The organism is Streptomyces sp. NPDC058665 (genome assembly GCF_042714995.1).
Classification (GTDB): Bacteria; Actinomycetota; Actinomycetes; order Streptomycetales; family Streptomycetaceae; genus Streptomyces.
The window spans coordinates 16615-34458 of record NZ_JBHXRX010000016.1 but is presented as its reverse complement, the minus strand read 5'-3'; the positions used below and the strand labels follow the sequence as shown (position 1 = coordinate 34458).

Here is a 17844-nt window from a genome sequence, read left to right as displayed (position 1 = left end):
CGACGGCCGCGCTCCCTCGCGCGGCCCGGCCGGCCGGCTGCTCCTGTGGCCCGCCGCGGCGTTCCCCCCTGCCCGGTCCCGGGCCTGCACCGTCGACAGGGCCCCGCCCCGCCTGCGCACTCGCTCCTCCTGGGTCTACTCCGGGGCGCCGCCGACCCGGTCCTGGTGCGGGAGCGCGGACACGGGCGCGGGGAGCCGCAGCCGGAAGGAGAGCAGCGCGGCCGATGCAGCGAAGACCGCGCCGACGAGGAGCGCGGCCTTGAAGCCGGCGGTCTCGTCGGCGGCGCCGGTCGCGCCGAGCGCGTCGGTACGGACAGTGGCGACCGCGACGAGCAGGGCGAGGCCGAGTACGGAGCCGAACTGCTGGCTCGTGTTGACGAGTCCGGAGGCCAGGCCGGTCTCGCCCGGTGCCGCGTCGGCGGTCGCGGCGACGTTGGTGGTGACCATGACGAGCGGCAGGGCGACGCCCAGCACGAGGCTGGGCGCGAGGACGGTGGAGACGAACGTGCCCTCGGCGGCGAGCGCGAGCGCCAGCCAGAGCATGCCGAGGAAGAGCAGGGTGAACCCGAGACTCATCGTGGCGCGCAGACCGAGCCGGTCGATGAGCCGGCCGGTCCGGGGGGCGGTGGCGACGACGACGAGGGAGAGCGGCAGCAGGCCGAGCCCGCCGTGGAGGGGGGACTGGTCGAGAACGCTCTGGAGGTAGAGGCTGACCAGGAAGAACATCGGGAAGAGCGCCATCTGGGCCAGCGCGCTGAGGCAGTTGGCGAGCCGCAGGGTGGGGCGCCGGAGGACGGCGGGCGGCACGAGCGGGCCGGCGATTCGTTTCTCCAGGACGGCGAAGGCCACGAGGGATACGAGCCCGCCGGCGAACGCGCCCAGCGTCCGCGCGCTGGTCCAGCCGGCCTCACCGGCACCGACGAGGCCGTACGCGACGAGCCCGAGACCGGCGGTCGCGGTGAGCGCGCCGCCGATGTCGAACCCGCGCTCGGCGCCACGGGTGTCGCCGTCGAGGAGGCGCAGCGCGAGGACGGCGAGTACGAGCGCGCCGATGACGTTCAGCCAGAGGGTGGAGCGCCAGCCGAGGAGGTCGGTGAGTACGCCTCCGAGCACGGTGCCGAGCACGCCGCCGAGGCCGCCCATCGCGGCGAAGACGCCGAGCGCCCTGTGCCGGCCGGGGCCGTCGGGGAAGAGGTTCAGCAGCAGGGCGAACGCCGCGGCGGCGGCGAGTGCGGCGCCGGCGCCCTGGACGGCGCGGGCCCCGACGAGCACCTCCACGGTGCCGGCCGCCCCGCCGACCGCGGACGCGACGCCGAGCACCCCGAGCCCGCCGATGAACACCCGCCGGTGCCCGAGCAGATCGGCGGCACGCCCACCGAGGAGCAGCAGCCCGCCGAAGGTGATGAGGAAGGCGTTGGCGACCCAGGACAGCCCGGCGGAACCGGACCCGAGGTCGTCGCCGACGGACGGCAGGGCGACGTTGATGATCGCGGTGTCCATGACGACCAGCAACTGCGTACCCGCGAGCAGCCCGAGCCCCCGCCCCCCGGATCTTCGCGATCCCGGCGCCACGGGACCGGGGGCGCGAAACCCCGCGACGCCGGGAGCTGATCCCCACCCCACCCGAAGCCCGCCGCCCCCGGCCACCCGGGGAGCACGACCTCCGTCCTCGCCGGAGCGGGGCGCCTTCACAAGGCGCCCGACGACCGAGCGGTCGCCGGTGCCTGACGGACCGACCGGGTCCGCGCCGTCGGCCACCTGGGCAGGACGGCCGTGGCCCGCCGCCGCGTCGGCCCCGACCGGGTCGGGTGTACTGCGGCCTGGGCCTTCGGCCTCGGCGAAGCCGAGCGCCGTCGCCCGATCGCCGAGGGGCGACATGCCTTTGAGGTCCAATGGTTCTACGGAATCAGGCCCGTCGGCCGCCCGGTCGCGACAGCTGCGGCCGGCCGCCGGGCCACCGGCAGACGGCGAGCCGCCGGTGGGGACCACGCCGCCGAAACCCAACGGACCGACCGGCCCGGGGCCATCGGCCCCGAGGGGCCCGGATGTGCCAGGGCCTTCGGCCCCGGCGGAGCCGGGCCCGGCCAGGCCGTCAGACCCCGCCGCCGCCGGGCGTTCGTTCTTGCGCCCCGCGCTCACCGGGGGTCCCGTTCCTCGGGCTCACCGCCGAGCGCGTAGCCGTTGAGGCAGGTCTGGGCCAGGCGTTCGCAGGACGCCGTATCGCCCTCCCATGCCTGCTGCGTCAGATAGACGTGCGGCGCGCCGTGGTAGAAGCGTTCGTACTGTTCGTGGCGGGAGGCGAACTCCGAACCCAGCGCGTCCCAGGCCAGTTTGAGCAGTTTGATCCGCTCCTCCGACGACTGGCCAGGCGCCCGCAGATAGCGGCCCACCAGCGGGCCCAGTTCCGGATGGAGCAAGTCCTCGCCGGACGCGGGCAATTGGATCACTCCGCCACCCGCGAGGAGTTTGATCTCCTGGACCGCCGCCGGATACAGCTCGCCCGCCATGATGCGCTGCGCGTACGAGATGTCCTTGCCGGGCATCACCCCGCCGCGCCCGCCGTCGACCTCCTCGTACGACGCCTCCGCGGCCAGCACGAACGCCTTCGCCTGGGCGACCCTGCCCAGCAGCCGGCCGATCGCCTGGGTGACGGGCGGCAGTTCGTACGTGCCGTTGGACTTGGTCAGCAGGATCGCCAGCCCGGCGAGGAATTCGAGCTTGGTCCAGAAGCGCGTCGACGCCTGGTGGACGAAGTTCACGTACGCCGGTGTCCGCCACCACATCCCGAAGCTCGCGTCGACGTTCCGGTACGTGAGCACGGACTCCCACGGCACGAACACCTCGTCGCAGACGAGCAGCGCGTCGTTCTCGTCGAACCGCGACGACAGCGGGTTGTCGAAGACGCCGCGCGCCGCGCCCTCGTAGGACACACGGGAGACGAAGGTGAGGCCCGGCGTGTCCACGGGTATCGAGAAGCACACCGCGCGGTCCACGTCCCGTGGCGCCAGCGGCTCGATCGTCCCGACGACGATCTCGTTGCCGAAGACCGCCGCCGTGCCGATCATCTTCGCGCCGCTCACGACGATCCCGCCGTCCTTCTCGGCGACGACCCGCACCACGGGGTCCTCCGCCGCCGTCCCGCCCCCCGCGTCGAACGGGGTCGGCGCCACCTGCGGGTTGGTGATGGTGAAGGCCGGATACAGATCGCCGTCCGCCAGCCGCCGGTGGTACGCGAGCGCGTTCGCCGCGCCGTCGAAGCCCTCCGTGGTGAACACCCCCGGCGCCGCGGCGAATCCGGCCGCGCCGCCCGCCATGTAGTCCGGCGTACGCCCCAGGAAGCCGAAGCTCGCCTCGGCCCAGACCTTGTACGCCTGCCGGCGCGCGACCAGGTCCGCGTAGTCGCGCGGCACCGCGAACGCCCGGTGCGCGCCGTCCCGGGTGAGCACCGGCGTATGCGCGGAGTCGTGCGCCAGGTCGTAGAGCCGGGCGATCGACCCCGCGGTGTTGCGGAACGCGGGATGCCGTGTGACGTCCTGGACCCGTTCGCCGTCCAGCCACACCGTACGGCCGTCGCGCAACGACTCCAGATACTCCTGACCCGATCTGGTCACGCCTTCTCCTCTTACGGATCAAAACGATTCACGCGCCACGCGCGGAACGCTGCTCCCGCTCCCCGAGAACCTTCCCTGCCGCAAGTGCCGACAGCAATGAACGACCGTCCAGCGGTCCTTAATAACCGGCCAGACGGCGACATGGGCGACCCCTACGCCGCAGGCACCGTACCGCTGCGGTACTCGCCCGGCGTCTTCTCGAACCACTTGCGAAACGCAAGATGGAAACCGACCGCGCTGCGGTACCCCACCCGCTCCGGCACCGCCGACTGCGGCAGCGACGTCTCGCCCAACAGCCGTGCCGCCTCTTGCATCCGACGGCCCGTCAGATGCCGCGCCGGGGCCTCCCCCACCAGTTCACGGAAGGCCGCGGTGAACGCCGACCTGGACATGCCGACCTCCCGCGCCAGGGACTCGATCGTCCACGGCTCGGCGAACCGCGTCGCGATGATCACCATCGCCCTGCTGATCCCCGGATGGCTCAGGACCGGCAGCGAGGACGGATTGTCGGCGATCTCCCGCAACAGCGGCCGCAGCGCCAGGACCAGCGCCATCTCGAACGCGCGCAGCGTGATGAGACGGTCGCCGGGACCGACGGGCCGGTGCGGCGACGCGAGCAGCCGCAGGGTGTCGCGGAGCAGCGGTTCGTTGTCCACCTGGGCGCGGTCGAGGACCAGCACCCACGGCAGCGCCGTGTAAAGGCCGGTGGCGGCGCTCGCGTCGTAGTGCAGTCCGGCGCAGAGCAGCCGGCTCTCCGGCCCGCCGCCGTTGATCCGCAGCTCGCCCGATGTGCCGGGCACCCGCTCGGGCAGCACGGCCCCGAGCCGCAGTCCCCCGGTCCGGTCGGGCAGGTCGGAGATGCGGTGAGCGGCGCCGGTGGGGAAGACCGCGAGGTCGCCTTCGCGAAGTTCCAGCGGCGTCTGACCGTCGCCGGTGATCCAGCAGCCGCCGTGGACGATGTAGTGGAGGATCGCGCAGCTCTGCTCGGCGTCGCCCTCGATGGCCCACGGCGCGCTGACGTGCCAACGGCTGTCGAAGACCCCCGTGAGCCGGAGCGGCTTCAGCAGCTCGCTCAGGAGATCGTCACCTTCGGTCTTGATGGGCTCCATCGGTTCCATGGACGATCCTTCAACCCCCGCCCCGGTTTGTTAATTGATCGGCCGAAGCCGACGCCGCCAGCCTTGTGAAAGAGCCGTCATCGACAGCAGACACACCTTATCGAAGGGCCTTCAGACACATGTCCGATCAGATTCCGATGCGCGTCGCGGTAGTGGGGGCGACGGGGTTCCAGGGCGGTGCCGTGGCCCGTCTGCTGGCCGAACGCGGACAGCGCGTCCGTACGCTCACGCGCGCCGCCGACGCGGACCGGCCGCCGCTGCCCGGAGCCTCGTTCGTGGGCGGTGACCTGGGAGATCCCTCCGCCGTACGGCAGTTGATGCGGGGCGCGACGCACGCCTGCGTGGTGATGCCGCTGGTGTACGGGACGGAGCAGGTCCGGCGGTACGCCCGTAATGTCGCCGAGGCGGCACGTGAAGCCGGAATCCAGCGTCTCGTCTACAACTCCAACACCCGAATTCCCGAGCAGTCGACGAATGTCGCCGCTTTCGAGACACGGCGGATCGCGGAGGAGGAACTGCGGGCGAGCGGTGTGCCGTTGGTGGTGCTGAGGCCGCCGGTCTATCTGGACAACCTGTTCAGCCCCTGGAACGGACCGGCGCTGGTGAGCGAGGGAGTTCTGGCCTACCCGCTGCCCGGTGGCACCTTTACCTCCTGGATCTCGCACCGGGATCTCGCGGAGGCGGTCTTCGCGGCGCTGACCGCGGACGGTGTGGAGGGCGAGACGTACGACATCGGCGGCTGCGAGTCACTGACCGGTGACGAGCTGGCCCTGGCGTTCGCCACGGGGCTGGGCCGCGACGTGCGGTATCTGCCGCTGCCCCCAACGGTGTTCGAGCAGGCGCTGTCCCAGGTCGCGGGCCCGGAGGCGGCGGCGGGGGTCGCCGGGATCTACCACTACATGGCGACGGGCACCGACCCGCTGCTGATGGCGGGCGACGGCGGGCGGTCGGCGGACGCGCTCGCCGTGAAGCCCGCGCCGGTGGACGAGTGGGTGACGCGCCAGCCGTGGCAGGTCTGGTCGACGGAAGCGAGCTGACGCACCCGCTCTACGTCCCCGTCCCCTACCCCGGCACACGCCCCGGCCCCACCGCCCGCGAGCCCCCCCCACCCCCGTTCCCGCCCCGTTCCCGCGCAAGCCGCCCGTGCGGCCGCGGGAGCGGGGCGCCCTTCTTCCGTGCGCCGTCCCGCCGCGCCTCCTGTACGCGCCGGTACCTCTTCCTGTGCGATCCGACATGTTTCGGCCACGCGTCCAGAGTTGCCCCGCTCTTAACGGAGCGCCGGATTGTGCACCCGAAATTCGTGGGAAGGCTCAAGCGGTACGCACCGCAAGCACGCTCGTTTCGCCCGATTCCACCGCTGTTGGAGTGAACGCGGACAGGAGCGGCCATGCCCGCAGCCCGCCAGTCACCGCCCGAGCAGCTACAAATAACATCAAACTCAGGCAAAACCAGCCCCCAGGTGATTTCATGATCGGTCGCATTCCCGTCCTGGACGTCCGCCCTCTCGTCAACTGCGGGAAAAACCCCGCCAAGGCGGTGAGCGGAGAGACGTTCCAGGTCACCGCGACCGTCTTCCGTGAGGGCCACGACGCCGTCGGCGCCAATGTCGTCCTGCGCGGCCCCGACGGCCTGCCCGGCCCCTGGACCCCCATGCGTGAGCTGGCCCCCGGCACCGACCGCTGGGGCGCCGACGTCACACCGACGACCGAGGGCCGGTGGACCTTCAAGGTCGAGGCGTGGAGCGATCCGCTCGCCACCTGGCGCCACGCCGCCGAGATCAAGATCCCGGCCGGGATCGACACGGACCTCGTCCTGGCCGAGGGCGCCGCGCTCTTCGAGCGGGCCGCCGCCGGGGTCCCCAAGCGGGACGGCCGCGAGGCGGTCCTGGCCGCCGTGGACGGTCTGCGCGACGAGCGCCGCCCCGCCGCCGCCCGGCTCGCCGCCGCCTTCACCCCGGAGGCCGACGAGGCCCTGTCCCGCCACCCGCTGCGCGAGCTGGTCTCCGCGTCGAAGCCGGTCAAGCTGCTGGTGGAGCGGGAGAGGGCGCTGTACGGCTCCTGGTACGAGCTGTTCCCCCGTTCCGAGGGCGCCGTCGTCGCCCCGGGCAAGCCCCCGGTCAGCGGCACGTTCAGGACCGCCGCCGAACGGCTGCCGGCCGTCGCCGCGATGGGCTTCGACGTCGTCTATCTGCCGCCGATCCACCCGATCGGCACCACGCACCGCAAGGGCCCCAATAACACCCTCACCCCGGGCCCCCACGATGTCGGTGTCCCCTGGGCGATCGGCTCCGCCGACGGCGGCCACGACGCGATCCACCCCGACCTGGGCACGATCGAGGACTTCGACGCCTTCGTGGAGAAGGCCGCGTCACTCCGCATGGAGATCGCGCTGGACTTCGCCCTCCAGTGCTCGCCCGACCACCCCTGGGTGAAGGAACACCCCGAGTGGTTCCACCACCGCGCGGACGGCACGATCGCGTACGCGGAGAATCCGCCGAAGAAGTACCAGGACATCTATCCGATCGCCTTCGACCGCGACATGGACGGGCTGGTCGCGGAGACGCTGCGGGTGCTGCGGTACTGGATGGACCACGGGGTGCGGATCTTCCGCGTCGACAATCCGCACACCAAGCCGGTCGTCTTCTGGCAGCGGGTGATCGCCGACATCAACTCCACCGACCCCGATGTGATCTTCCTGGCCGAGGCGTTCACCCGGCCGGCCATGATGCACACCCTCGGCGCGATCGGGTTCCAGCAGTCGTACACGTACTTCACCTGGCGCAACACCAAGCAGGAACTGACGGAGTATCTGACCGAGCTCTCGGGCGACCCGGCGTCGTACATGCGCCCGAACTTCTTCGTCAACACGCCCGACATCCTGCACGCCTATCTTCAGGAGGGCGGCCGTCCGGCATTCGAGGTACGCGCGGTACTCGCCGCGACGATGGTGCCGTCCTGGGGCGTCTACGCGGGATATGAACTCATGGAGAACGCCCCGGCCAAGCCCGGGAGCGAGGAGTATCTGCATTCGGAGAAGTACGAGCTGCGCCCCCGGAACTGGGAATCGGCGGAGCGAGAGGGACGCACCATCGCCCCGCTCATCACCGCGCTCAACCGGATCAGACGCCGGCACCCGGCGCTCCAGCAGCTGCGTGACATCCACTTCCACCATGCCGACAACGACGCGGTCATCGCCTACAGCAAGCGCTCGGGCCCGGACGTCGTGCTGATCGTCGTGAACCTCGATCCGCACCACACCCAGGAGGCAACGGTCTCGTTGGACATGCCGCGGCTCGGCCTCGACTGGCACGAGACCGCCCCGGTGCGCGACGAGCTCACCGGAGAGATCTACCACTGGGGCAGGGCCAACTACGTGCGCCTGGAGCCGGGTGTCACACCCGCGCACATCGTCGTTCTGCGACCGTCCCCGCCGATCGGAGGGTCACCCACATAATGATCATCAACGAGCCTGTCCACGACAAGTTCGAGGACACTCCCGCGAAGGACCGTGACCCCGACTGGTTCAAGAGAGCCGTCTTCTACGAAGTCCTGGTGCGCTCGTTCCAGGACAGCAACGGCGACGGCGTCGGAGACCTCAAGGGCATCACCGCCAAACTGGACTATCTCCAGTGGCTGGGTGTCGACTGCCTCTGGCTGCCGCCGTTCTTCAAGTCGCCACTGCGCGACGGCGGTTACGACGTCTCCGACTACACAGCCGTGCTGCCGGAGTTCGGCGACCTCGCCGACTTCGTGGAGTTCGTCGACGCCGCCCACCAGCGTGGTATGCGCGTGATCATCGACTTCGTCATGAATCACACCAGCGACCAGCACGACTGGTTCCAGGAGTCCCGCAAGGACCCCGACGGGCCGTACGGCGACTACTACGTCTGGGCCGACGACGACAAGCAGTTCCCGGAAGCGCGGATCATCTTCGTCGACACCGAGACGTCCAACTGGACCTTCGACCCGGTCCGTAAGCAGTACTACTGGCACCGCTTCTTCTCGCACCAGCCGGACCTCAACTACGAGAACCCGGCGGTCCGCGAGGAGATCGTCTCCGCGCTGCGCTTCTGGCTGGACCTGGGCATCGACGGTTTCCGGCTCGACGCCGTGCCGTACCTCTACCAGGAGGAGGGCACCGACTGCGAGAACCTGCCGGCCACCCACGCCCTCCTGCGCGAGGTCCGCGAGATCATCGACACGCACTACCCGGACACGGTGCTGCTCGCCGAGGCCAACCAGTGGCCGGAGGACGTCGTCGACTACTTCGGCGACTACGCCAAGGGCGGCGACGAGTGCCACATGGCGTTCCATTTCCCGGTGATGCCGCGGATCTTCATGGCCGTACGGCGCGAGTCCCGCTACCCCGTCTCGGAGATCCTCTCCAAGACCCCGGCCATCCCGACCGGCTGCCAATGGGGCATCTTCCTGCGCAACCACGACGAGTTGACGCTCGAAATGGTCACCGACGAAGAACGCGACTACATGTACGCGGAGTACGCCAAGGATCCGCGGATGCGCGCCAACATCGGCATCCGGCGCCGGCTGGCCTCGCTGCTGGACAACGACCGCAACCAGATCGAGCTGTTCACCGCGCTGCTGCTGTCGCTGCCCGGCTCCCCGATCCTCTACTACGGGGACGAGATCGGGATGGGCGACAACATCTGGCTCGGCGACCGCGACGCCGTACGGACCCCGATGCAGTGGACCCCCGACCGGAACGCGGGCTTCTCGTCCTGCGACCCCGGCCGGCTCTACCTCCCGACGATCATGGACCCGGTCTACGGCTACCAGGTCACCAACGTCGAGGCCGCGATGGCGTCTCCGTCGTCGCTGCTGCACTGGACGCGCCGCATGATCGAGATCCGAAAGCAGAACCCGGCCTTCGGGCTCGGCTCGTACACGGAACTGCCGTCGACGAATCCGGCCGTGCTCGCGTTCCTGCGCGAGGCACCGTCACAGGACGGCAACGGTGACGACCTGGTGCTCTGCGTGCACAACTTCTCACGCTTCGCACAGCCCACGGAGCTGGATCTGCAGGCCTTCAGCGGGCGCCACCCGGTGGAGCTGATCGGCGGGGTGCGCTTCCCGGCGATCGGAGACTGGCCCTATCTGCTGACACTGGCGGGCCACGGCTTCTACTGGTTCCGGCTCAGGCAGGACCCGACGCCGGCCTGACGGCCGACAGGACCCGTCGCGGGGCGGCCGATTACCGCCGCCCCGCACGGGGCAGCATCCCCGACATCGAGTGCTCCGTGGAATCGAACAGTCCGTCGTACGGATTCCCGAAGCCGGACAGGACACGGCCCCGCGGTCCCCGTACGGGCCATCCTCACCCGACACGTCCCGCACAGCCGGACTCCGTTGCCGCAATCCGGGACACTCTGCGCATCCTGTGGTGTGCCCGGGGAAAGGACGCGATGCCATGTCGAAGGCTGCATCCGCCCGGAGCTCACCAGGCCCCGGCGCCGCGCTCCCGCCCGCCGCAGCCGCGAGGCTGGTCGACTCGCTCAGCCCGCTCCTCCACGAGTGGCTGCCACGACAGCGCTGGTTCGCGGGCAAGGGCCGGCCCATCACGGGATTCTCGGCCCTCGCCGCCACCGAGCTGATGCCCCCGTCCGGCGAGGGCCCCACGCCCGGCCTGCTCCATCTCCTGGTACGCGTCGAACAGCGCGCCACCCCCGACCTGGACGCGCCGCCCGTCCCCGTCCCGCCCACCGACGACTGCTATCAGCTGCTCCTCGGCGTCCGGTCCGCCCTGCCGCCGGACCTCGCCGCCGCCCGTATCGGCGTCGTCGACACCGGGCCGCTGGCCGGCCGGGTCGTCTACGAGGCGCTGCACGACCCGCGCCTCGCCGATCTGCTGCTGGAGCGGCTGCGCTCCCCCGGCGCCCTGGGGCCGCTGCGCTTCGACCGGGCGGTGGAGATCCCGGCCGGGCTCGTGCCGCGGCTGCTCGGCGCCGAGCAGTCGAACTCCTCGCTCGTGTACGGCGAGGAGTACATCCTCAAGATCCTCCGCCGGGTCTTCCCCGGCGCCAACCCCGATCTGGAACTGCCCCTCGCCCTCGCCCGCCAGGGCTCCCGGCGGGTGCCGTCGCCGGTCGCCTGGTTCCAGGCCGTGGACGGCGGGGCCGGGCAGGAGCCGCTGACGCTGGGGGTGCTCCAGCCGTTCCTCAAGGACTCCGAGGACGGCTGGCAGCTGGCGCTGCGCGCGCTGGCGGACGGCAGCGCCTTCACCGACGAGGCGCGGGCGCTGGGGCGCGCCACCGCCGAGGTGCATCTCGCGCTGGCCGCCGCGCTGCCCACGGTGTCGCTGGGGCCACGGCAGACTGCACAGCTCGCGGAGGCCATGTCCGGGCGGCTCGACGCCACCGCACAGGCGGTGCCCGCGCTGCTGCCGTACGTCACGGGGCTCCGTACGGCGTACGACGCGCTCGCCCGGTCCGGGAACGGGGGCGGCGAGAGAGCCTCGGGCGCCACCCGGGTCACGCGGGCGCAGCGTGTGCACGGCGATCTGCATCTGGGCCAGACGCTGCGGACACCGGACGGCGAGTGGTCCCTGATCGACTTCGAGGGCGAACCCGCCCGCCCTCTGACCGAGCGCCGCCGCCCGCAGCCCGCGGCGCGCGACGTGGCGGGCATGCTGCGCTCGTTCGACTACGCAGCCCGCTCCCACGAGCCCTGGCACCCCGACTGGGCGGAGCGCTGCCGGTCGGCGTACTGCGACGGTTACGGCGAGGCGACGGGCAGCGACCCGCGCGAGGACGCCGCGCTGCTGCGGGCGTACGAGACGGACAAGGCGGTGTACGAGGTGCTGTACGAGGCCAGGAACCGTCCCGACTGGCTGCCCGTCCCGATGGCGGCGATCCACCGCCTGGCCGGTCACCGGCCCTGAGACCACTGCCGACACGTCCGAGACCCCTTCATCCCCCGCCGAGGAGGCAGCCTCCGTGACCGCCCGCCCGCCGTCCGAGAATCCGTCTGAGCCGCAGCCGACCGCGAAGGAGGGAAAGGAAGCGAAGGAAGGCAAGGCAGGGAAGGCGCCCAAACCTCCGAAGTCCCCGAAGCCGCCGAAGCCGGCCAAGGACGCCCGTACGCCCGCTCCGCCGCTCCCGGATTCCGACCGGCACCGGCTGCTCGGCGGCTCGCACCACGACCCGCACGCCGTGCTCGGCGCCCACCCCGGGAAGGGTGGTGTCGTCGTCCGCGCGCTGCGGCCGTACGCGAAGGCCGTGACCGTCGTCGCGAAGGACCTGCGGGCCCCCCTGCACGACGACGGCGACGGTTTCTTCTCCGGCGTGCTGCCGTGGCGCAAGGTCCCCGAGTACTCACTGCTGGTGCGCTACGGGGCGGCGGCCGACGAGAGCGGCACCACCGGCGCCGAGGTGGACGAGGCCGCCGGCGTCGACGAGGTGGAGGTGCGGGATCCGTACCGCTTCCTGCCCACGCTCGGCGATCTCGACCTGCATCTCATCGGTGAGGGCAGGCACGAGGAGCTGTGGCGGGCCCTCGGCGCACACCCGATGGTCCACGAGGGCGTCACGGGCACCCGGTTCACCGTCTGGGCACCCGACGCGCAGGGCGTGCGGATCTCCGGTGACTTCAACTACTGGGACGGCACGGTCTACCCGATGCGCTCGCTCGGCTCGACCGGTGTGTGGGAGCTGTTCGTGCCCGGCGTCGGCGAGGGCGCGCTCTACAAGTTCGACATCACCCGGCCCGACGGGACACACACGCTCCGCGCCGACCCGATGGCCCGCCGCACCGAAGTGCCGCCGTCGACCGCGTCGATCGTCACCGAGGCGCACCATGTGTGGCACGACGAGGAGTGGATGGCACGGCGCGGGGATCTGCCCGTGCACGAGGCGCCGTTCTCCGTGTACGAGGTCCATCTCGCCTCCTGGCGACCCGGACTGACCTACCGTCAACTCGCCCTCCAGCTCCCGGCGTACGTCAAGGACCTCGGCTTCACGCATGTCGAGCTGATGCCGGTCGCCGAGCATCCCTTCGGCGGTTCCTGGGGCTACCAGGTCACCGGCTTCTACGCCCCGACCGCCCGGATGGGCACACCCGACGACTTCCGCTTCCTGGTCGACGCGCTGCACCGCGCGGGCATCGGGGTGATCGTGGACTGGGTGCCCGCGCACTTCCCGAAGGACGAGTGGGCGCTGGCCAGGTTCGACGGCAAGCCGCTGTACGAGCACGCGGACCCCTCGCGCGCCGAGCATCCCGACTGGGGCACGCTGGAGTTCGACTTCGGCCGCACCGAGGTGCGCAACTTCCTTGTCGCCAACGCCGTGTACTGGTGCGAGGAGTTCCATATCGACGGTCTGCGGGTCGACGCCGTCGCCTCGATGCTCTATCTGGACTACTCGCGCGAGGCCGGCGAGTGGTCGCCGAACGAGTTCGGCGGCCGGGAGAATCTGGACGCGGTCGCCTTCCTCCAGGAGATGAACGCGACCGTCTACCGCCGCTGTCCGGGTGTCGTCACGATCGCCGAGGAGTCCACGGCCTGGGACGGCGTCACCCGCGCGACGCACCATGCGGGGCCCGGGGGCTTCGGGGGTCTCGGCTTCGGCCTGAAGTGGAACATGGGCTGGATGCACGACTCCCTGGACTACGTCTCCAAGGAGCCGGTGCACCGCAAGTACCACCACAGCGAGATGACGTTCTCGATGGTGTACGCGTACAGCGAGAACTACGTCCTGCCGATCTCGCACGACGAAGTCGTCCACGGGAAGCGGTCGCTGGTCTCCAAGATGCCGGGCGACTGGTGGCAGCAGCGGGCCAACCACCGGGCGTACCTCGGCTACATGTGGGCGCACCCGGGCAAGCAACTCCTCTTCATGGGGCAGGAGTTCGCCCAGGGCGCGGAGTGGTCGGAGAGCCACGGCCCGGACTGGTGGCTGCTTGACCCGTCGTACACGGCGGAGGCCGACCACCGTGGCGTACGCGACCTGGTGCGTGACCTGAACACGGTCTACGGCCGGACCCCGGCGCTCTGGCAGCGCGACACCGTCCCCGAGGGCTTCTCCTGGGTGGAGGGGGACGCCGGGGAGGACAACGTGTTCGCGTTCCTGCGCTTCGACGCGGCGGGCGCGCCGCTGCTGGCCGTCTCCAACTTCTCGCCGGTGGTACGGCACGAGTACCGCATCGGCGTTCCGGAGGGGACCTCGGGCTGGACGGAGGTCATCAACACCGACGCGGGGCGTTACGGCGGCGGGGACGTGGTCAACCTGGACACGCTCAAGCCGGACGCGGTCCCGGCACACGGCCGCCCGGCGAGCATCCGGCTGACGCTGCCGCCGCTGGCGACGCTGTGGCTGAAGCCGGTCTGATCCGAGGGCCGGACGAGGCTCAGCAGGATGAGCCGGCGCGCGTGGCGGCCGGCGGCCGGTCGCACGCCGGGGCGTTCTGCGCGGACAGCACCAGCGCGACGACCGTCGCCGCCACGGCGAGTACCGCCGCCACCCTGCCCGCGCAGGCGCGTCCGCGCCTCCCGCCGCTTCTCGTACGCCGCATGTTTCCCCCGTTGTGGACACAACGACCGTGCCTGTCCGGGGGCGGGTTTCACGACCCGGTCGGCACTCCGGTGGCGCTCTCGTAAGCGAGCCGGGGCGGGACGGTGACATTCCTTACGATGCCGAGCCGCTGCGTCGCGCGGGTCAGCGCCACGTACAGGTCGTTCGTGCCACGCGGCGAACCGTCCAGAACCGCCTCCGGATCGACGACGATCACCGTGTCGAACTCCAGCCCCTTCGCCTGCCGGGGATCGAGCAGCACGACCGGCCTGGTGAGGTCGGGCTCGACACCCCAGGAGGCGTCGGGGAGTTCGGCCGCGAGCGCGGGCAGCAGCGCGCCGGGGGCGATCACCGCGAGCCGACCGTCGGCGCCGTGTTCCGCCGCGTGCGACGCGGCGTGCTCGACGGCGCTCGCAGCCGCCGTACGTACGACGTCGTCCGGCTTCACCTCGCGCACCCAGGGCCCGGCCCCCGTCGAACGGACCGAGCGCGGCGGCTCGAAGGACGGGTCCTCCAGCCGTCTGACCTCGGCGGCGACGGCCATGATCTCGGCGGGCGTACGGTAGTTGACGCCGAGCCGTACATGCTCCCAGCGCTCGCCGACGTACGGCCGCAGGATCTGCTGCCAGGAGTCGCAGCCGGCCACGTCGCCGGTCTGCGCCGGGTCGCCGACCAGGGTCATGGAGCGGGCCGGGCAGCGGCGCATCAGCAACCGCCAGGCCATCGCGGACAGTTCCTGTGCCTCGTCCACCACGATGTGCCCGAAGGCCCAGGTGCGGTCGGCGGCGGCCCGTTCGGCGGCGCTGCGGGTGTCGGACTCCTCCTGGCGCTCGGCGAGGCGTTCGGCGTCGATGAGGTCGTGTGCGAGCAGGACCTCCGACTCCTCCTCGTCCTTGTCCTCGAACTCGTAGGTGCGGGAGCCGTAACTCAGCTCCAACACCCCCTGCGCGTACGCGATCCGCTCGCGGCGCTCGGCCTCGGCGGCGGCGCGCGCCGCTGCATCGTCCTCGCCGAGCAGCTCCGCGGCCTCGTCCAGAAGGGGTACGTCGGCGGGCGTCCAGTGGTCGGCGCCGCTGACCTGACGCCGGATCAACTCCTCGTCGCCTTCGGGGAGATGGGTGGGATCGGCGAGGTAGTCGGCGACGAGGTCCTGCGGGGTGAGGGTGGGCCAGAGCTCGTCGACTGCCGCCTGTACCGCCGGGCTGGTGGCGATCGCCTTGCCCAACTGCGCGATATCGGTGGGGTCGAGGAGGTTAGGGCCGCCGTACGGGTCGGCGCCGAGCCGCTCGGTGAGTTGTTCGGTGAGGGAGTCGATGACGGAGAAGGCGAAGTGGGGCCGGGCGAGATTGTGCGGGAGGCCGGCGTTACGGGCGCTCGCGCGCGCGTCCTCGGCCATCGCCCGGTCCAGGTACAGCGTTCCGTCGTCGTGCTCGATCTCGATGTGCGGATCGGGCACCCGCTGCCGGTCGCGCAACGCGGCGGCCAGCGCGCCCGCCATCTCGGCGCGGCCCTTGACGGCCGCGGCGGCCGGGGTGTCGGTCGCGGTGGCCCGTACGCCGGGGAAGAGCTCCCCGGTCGTGGCCAGCAGTACACCGGTCTCGCCGAGGGAGGGCAGCACCTCGCCGATGTACCCGAGGAAGGCGGGGTTGGGCCCGACGATCAGCACGGCACGCCGGGCCAGTTGCTCGCGGTGCGCGTACAGCAGATAGGCGGCCCGGTGCAGCGCGACGGCGGTCTTCCCGGTCCCCGGCCCGCCTTCGACGACGAGGACGCCGCGGTGCGGGGCGCGGATGATGCGGTCCTGCTCGGCCTGGATGGTCCGCACGATGTCGGTCATCCGCCCGGTCCGCGCCGTGTCGAGCGCGGCGAGCAGCACGGCGTCGCCGTCCGGGTCCTCGTACCCGGTGCGGGTGGTGTCGCTGAGATCCATGATCTCGTCGTGGAGCGCGGTGACCCGGCGGCCCTCGGTGGTGATGTGCCGGCGGCGGCGCAGACCCATCGTCGAATAACCGGTGGCGAGATAGAAAGGACGGGCCACGGGAGCGCGCCAGTCGATGAGCAGCGGGGTGCGTTCGGCGTCGTCCAGCCGCATTCCGATGCGACCGATGTGGTGGGTGACACCGTCCATGAGATCGATACGGCCGAAACAGAGTCCGGTCTCGACCGCATTCAGCGTGGTGACGGTGGTGGAGTGCTCGGCGACCCGGATGTCCCGCTCCACCATGGCCTGCCGACCGGTGCTGACCTGGCTGATCGACGTGCGTACGGCGGCTTCGGCCTGCTCCCTGAGCGCGTCGAGACGCTCATGGAGGAGCGAGACGAATTGCTGTTCGCTCCGCAATTCCTCGGTTGACAATTCGACCCCTGTCCGATAAGCTCTGCTCAGTAAGTTGCTTTTGACTTTCCATAGGAGATGTTCAGTCAGGAAAGTCGAAACACCCAATATACGCAGAGCGATACCCCGGCCGTCAATTCGGTGCCGGGGTATTTTTGTGCGCGGGGCAGGGGCGGGTGGGTGCCGCCGTGGGGCGCTCTAGGGCGTGTTTTAGAAGTCCCGTCTGGCCCACGACGCCTGGCACGCGCGCTCGCCGCGTTGTCGGAGTCATCCAAGTACGTCCAGTACGAGGATGATCCTCCGCCTTGCGATCGCACGCACCAGACGCCGTGGGCCCCGCCCAATGGGCGGACGACGCTACTTCTAAAACACGCCCTAGATGACGTCCGCCAGCTCCTGGAGCAGCCGGCGCTTGGGGCGGGCGCCGACCATCGACTTCACGGGTTCACCGGCCCGGAACACGAGCAGGGTCGGCATCGCGAGTACGCCGTACCGGTTCATCGTCTCGGGGTTCGTGTCCACGTCGAGCTGGACGACCTTGAGCCGCGCGGCCTCCTCCCGGGCCACGGCGCTGAGCACCGGCGCGAGCTGCCGGCAGGGCGGGCACCAGTCCGCGGTGAACTCCACCAGCACGGGAAGTCCGGCGTTCAGCACCTCCCGTTCGAAGCTGTCGTCCGTCACCACGGGGACGCCCTCGGCCTGGATCATGTGTCTTCTCCTTCTCGGGGTGAGTGGATCGCCAGCTCGCACAGCGGCTCGGCGGAGGCGGCCGGCCCCTGCGCCGCCTCGGCCTGCGCGAGCTGCTCGCCGACCTGGGCGCGTATGGAACCGAGCCGCCCGATCAACGCGTCCAGCTCGGCGAGCTTGCCGCGGTACACGGCGAGCGATGCGGGACACGAGTCCCCGGCCGGATGCCCGGCCCGCAGACACTCGACGAACGGCCGCGTCTCCTCCAGCTCGAACCCGAAGTCCTGCAGGGTCCGGATCTGCTGGATCAGCCGCAGATCGCCCTCGTCATAGGTGCGGTACCCGTTCCCCGCCCGCCGTGCGGGCAGCAGCCCGCGGGACTCGTAGTAACGCAGAGCCCGGGTACTGGTCCCGGCCCGCTCCGCGAGCTCGCCGATGCGCACGTCCACGACGGTAATCCTTGACGCGGGCGTCAAGGCAACGGCCGCGTTCGCGGACCGCAGGTGGGCAGGGCCCGGGGCATGGCGCGAAACCGACGGACATGGTTGCTCTCCGTAATCGGACGCGCATAAT

Annotated in this window: 12 protein-coding genes; 5 read left to right on the top strand and 7 right to left on the bottom strand. The window is 71.0% G+C overall.

Going from position 1 to position 17844, the window contains the following annotated elements; translation table 11 throughout:
* Window positions 1-135: 135 nt before the first annotated feature.
* From ACFWV8_RS12785 to ACFWV8_RS12775, 3 genes are all read right to left on the bottom strand, one after another.
* Window positions 136-1878: an MFS transporter gene (locus tag ACFWV8_RS12785; protein WP_384200371.1), complete on the bottom strand. Its 1743-nt coding sequence runs from the start codon at window positions 1876-1878 to the stop codon at window positions 136-138.
* Window positions 1879-2135: 257 nt separating this feature from the next.
* Window positions 2136-3611 carry a 4-hydroxyphenylacetate 3-hydroxylase family protein gene (locus ACFWV8_RS12780; RefSeq protein WP_384200369.1) on the bottom strand — a complete coding sequence of 492 codons (1476 nt, stop codon included), beginning with the start codon at window positions 3609-3611 and terminating at the stop codon, window positions 2136-2138.
* Between the two features lie 152 nt (window positions 3612-3763).
* A complete protein-coding gene (locus ACFWV8_RS12775; protein ID WP_384200367.1) occupies window positions 3764-4729 on the bottom strand; it encodes an AraC family transcriptional regulator in 966 nt (321 codons plus the stop codon).
* A 119-nt stretch (window positions 4730-4848) separates the two neighbouring features.
* On the opposite strand from ACFWV8_RS12775, the gene ACFWV8_RS12770 reads away from it, so the two are divergent.
* From ACFWV8_RS12770 to glgB, 5 genes are all read left to right on the top strand, one after another.
* The gene (locus ACFWV8_RS12770; RefSeq protein WP_384200365.1) at window positions 4849-5766 is read left to right on the top strand and encodes an SDR family oxidoreductase; all 918 of its coding nucleotides are present in this window, start codon (window positions 4849-4851) and stop codon (window positions 5764-5766) included.
* A 430-nt stretch (window positions 5767-6196) separates the two neighbouring features.
* Window positions 6197-8182 (top strand): alpha-1,4-glucan--maltose-1-phosphate maltosyltransferase, encoded by a 1986-nt coding sequence (locus tag ACFWV8_RS12765; protein ID WP_384200363.1) that lies wholly within the window; start codon window positions 6197-6199, stop codon window positions 8180-8182.
* Window positions 8182-9906 carry a maltose alpha-D-glucosyltransferase gene (treS, locus tag ACFWV8_RS12760; RefSeq protein ID WP_384200361.1) on the top strand — a complete coding sequence of 575 codons (1725 nt, stop codon included), beginning with the start codon at window positions 8182-8184 and terminating at the stop codon, window positions 9904-9906. Before ACFWV8_RS12765 ends, treS begins: the two co-directional genes overlap by 1 nt.
* A gap of 247 nt (window positions 9907-10153) precedes the next feature.
* Window positions 10154-11623, top strand: a complete 1470-nt coding sequence (locus ACFWV8_RS12755) for a maltokinase (protein ID WP_384200359.1) — start codon at window positions 10154-10156, stop codon at window positions 11621-11623.
* A 55-nt stretch (window positions 11624-11678) separates the two neighbouring features.
* Window positions 11679-14066: a 1,4-alpha-glucan branching enzyme gene (gene glgB, locus ACFWV8_RS12750; RefSeq protein WP_384200357.1), complete on the top strand. Its 2388-nt coding sequence runs from the start codon at window positions 11679-11681 to the stop codon at window positions 14064-14066.
* Between the two features lie 19 nt (window positions 14067-14085).
* Here glgB and ACFWV8_RS12745 read toward each other — a convergent pair whose 3' ends face one another.
* The 4 genes from ACFWV8_RS12745 to ACFWV8_RS12730 form a co-directional block, all read right to left on the bottom strand.
* Window positions 14086-14250 (bottom strand): hypothetical protein, encoded by a 165-nt coding sequence (locus ACFWV8_RS12745; RefSeq protein WP_329381329.1) that lies wholly within the window; start codon window positions 14248-14250, stop codon window positions 14086-14088.
* Window positions 14251-14298: 48 nt separating this feature from the next.
* Window positions 14299-16590 (bottom strand): HelD family protein, encoded by a 2292-nt coding sequence (locus ACFWV8_RS12740; protein ID WP_384200516.1) that lies wholly within the window; start codon window positions 16588-16590, stop codon window positions 14299-14301.
* A gap of 369 nt (window positions 16591-16959) precedes the next feature.
* Window positions 16960-17292 (bottom strand): thioredoxin domain-containing protein, encoded by a 333-nt coding sequence (locus ACFWV8_RS12735; RefSeq protein WP_329381332.1) that lies wholly within the window; start codon window positions 17290-17292, stop codon window positions 16960-16962.
* The gene (locus ACFWV8_RS12730) at window positions 17289-17714 is read right to left on the bottom strand and encodes a MerR family transcriptional regulator (protein WP_384200514.1); all 426 of its coding nucleotides are present in this window, start codon (window positions 17712-17714) and stop codon (window positions 17289-17291) included. Before ACFWV8_RS12730 ends, ACFWV8_RS12735 begins: the two co-directional genes overlap by 4 nt.
* Window positions 17715-17844: the final 130 nt, after the last annotated feature.

Excerpts from the sequence above, each read along its gene's own strand:
- ACFWV8_RS12785 (WP_384200371.1), bottom strand. The coding sequence starts at position 1,878 with ATGTCGCCCCTCGGCGATCGGGCGACGGCGCTCGGCTTCGCCGAGGCC.
- ACFWV8_RS12775 (WP_384200367.1), bottom strand. The coding sequence starts at position 4,729 with ATGGAACCGATGGAGCCCATCAAGACCGAAGGTGACGATCTCCTGAGC.
- ACFWV8_RS12770 (WP_384200365.1), top strand. The coding sequence starts at position 4,849 with ATGTCCGATCAGATTCCGATGCGCGTCGCGGTAGTGGGGGCGACGGGG.
- ACFWV8_RS12765 (WP_384200363.1), top strand. The coding sequence starts at position 6,197 with ATGATCGGTCGCATTCCCGTCCTGGACGTCCGCCCTCTCGTCAACTGC.
- treS (WP_384200361.1), top strand. The coding sequence starts at position 8,182 with ATGATCATCAACGAGCCTGTCCACGACAAGTTCGAGGACACTCCCGCG.
- ACFWV8_RS12755 (WP_384200359.1), top strand. The coding sequence starts at position 10,154 with ATGTCGAAGGCTGCATCCGCCCGGAGCTCACCAGGCCCCGGCGCCGCG.
- ACFWV8_RS12745 (WP_329381329.1), bottom strand. The coding sequence starts at position 14,250 with ATGCGGCGTACGAGAAGCGGCGGGAGGCGCGGACGCGCCTGCGCGGGC.
- ACFWV8_RS12735 (WP_329381332.1), bottom strand. The coding sequence starts at position 17,292 with ATGATCCAGGCCGAGGGCGTCCCCGTGGTGACGGACGACAGCTTCGAA.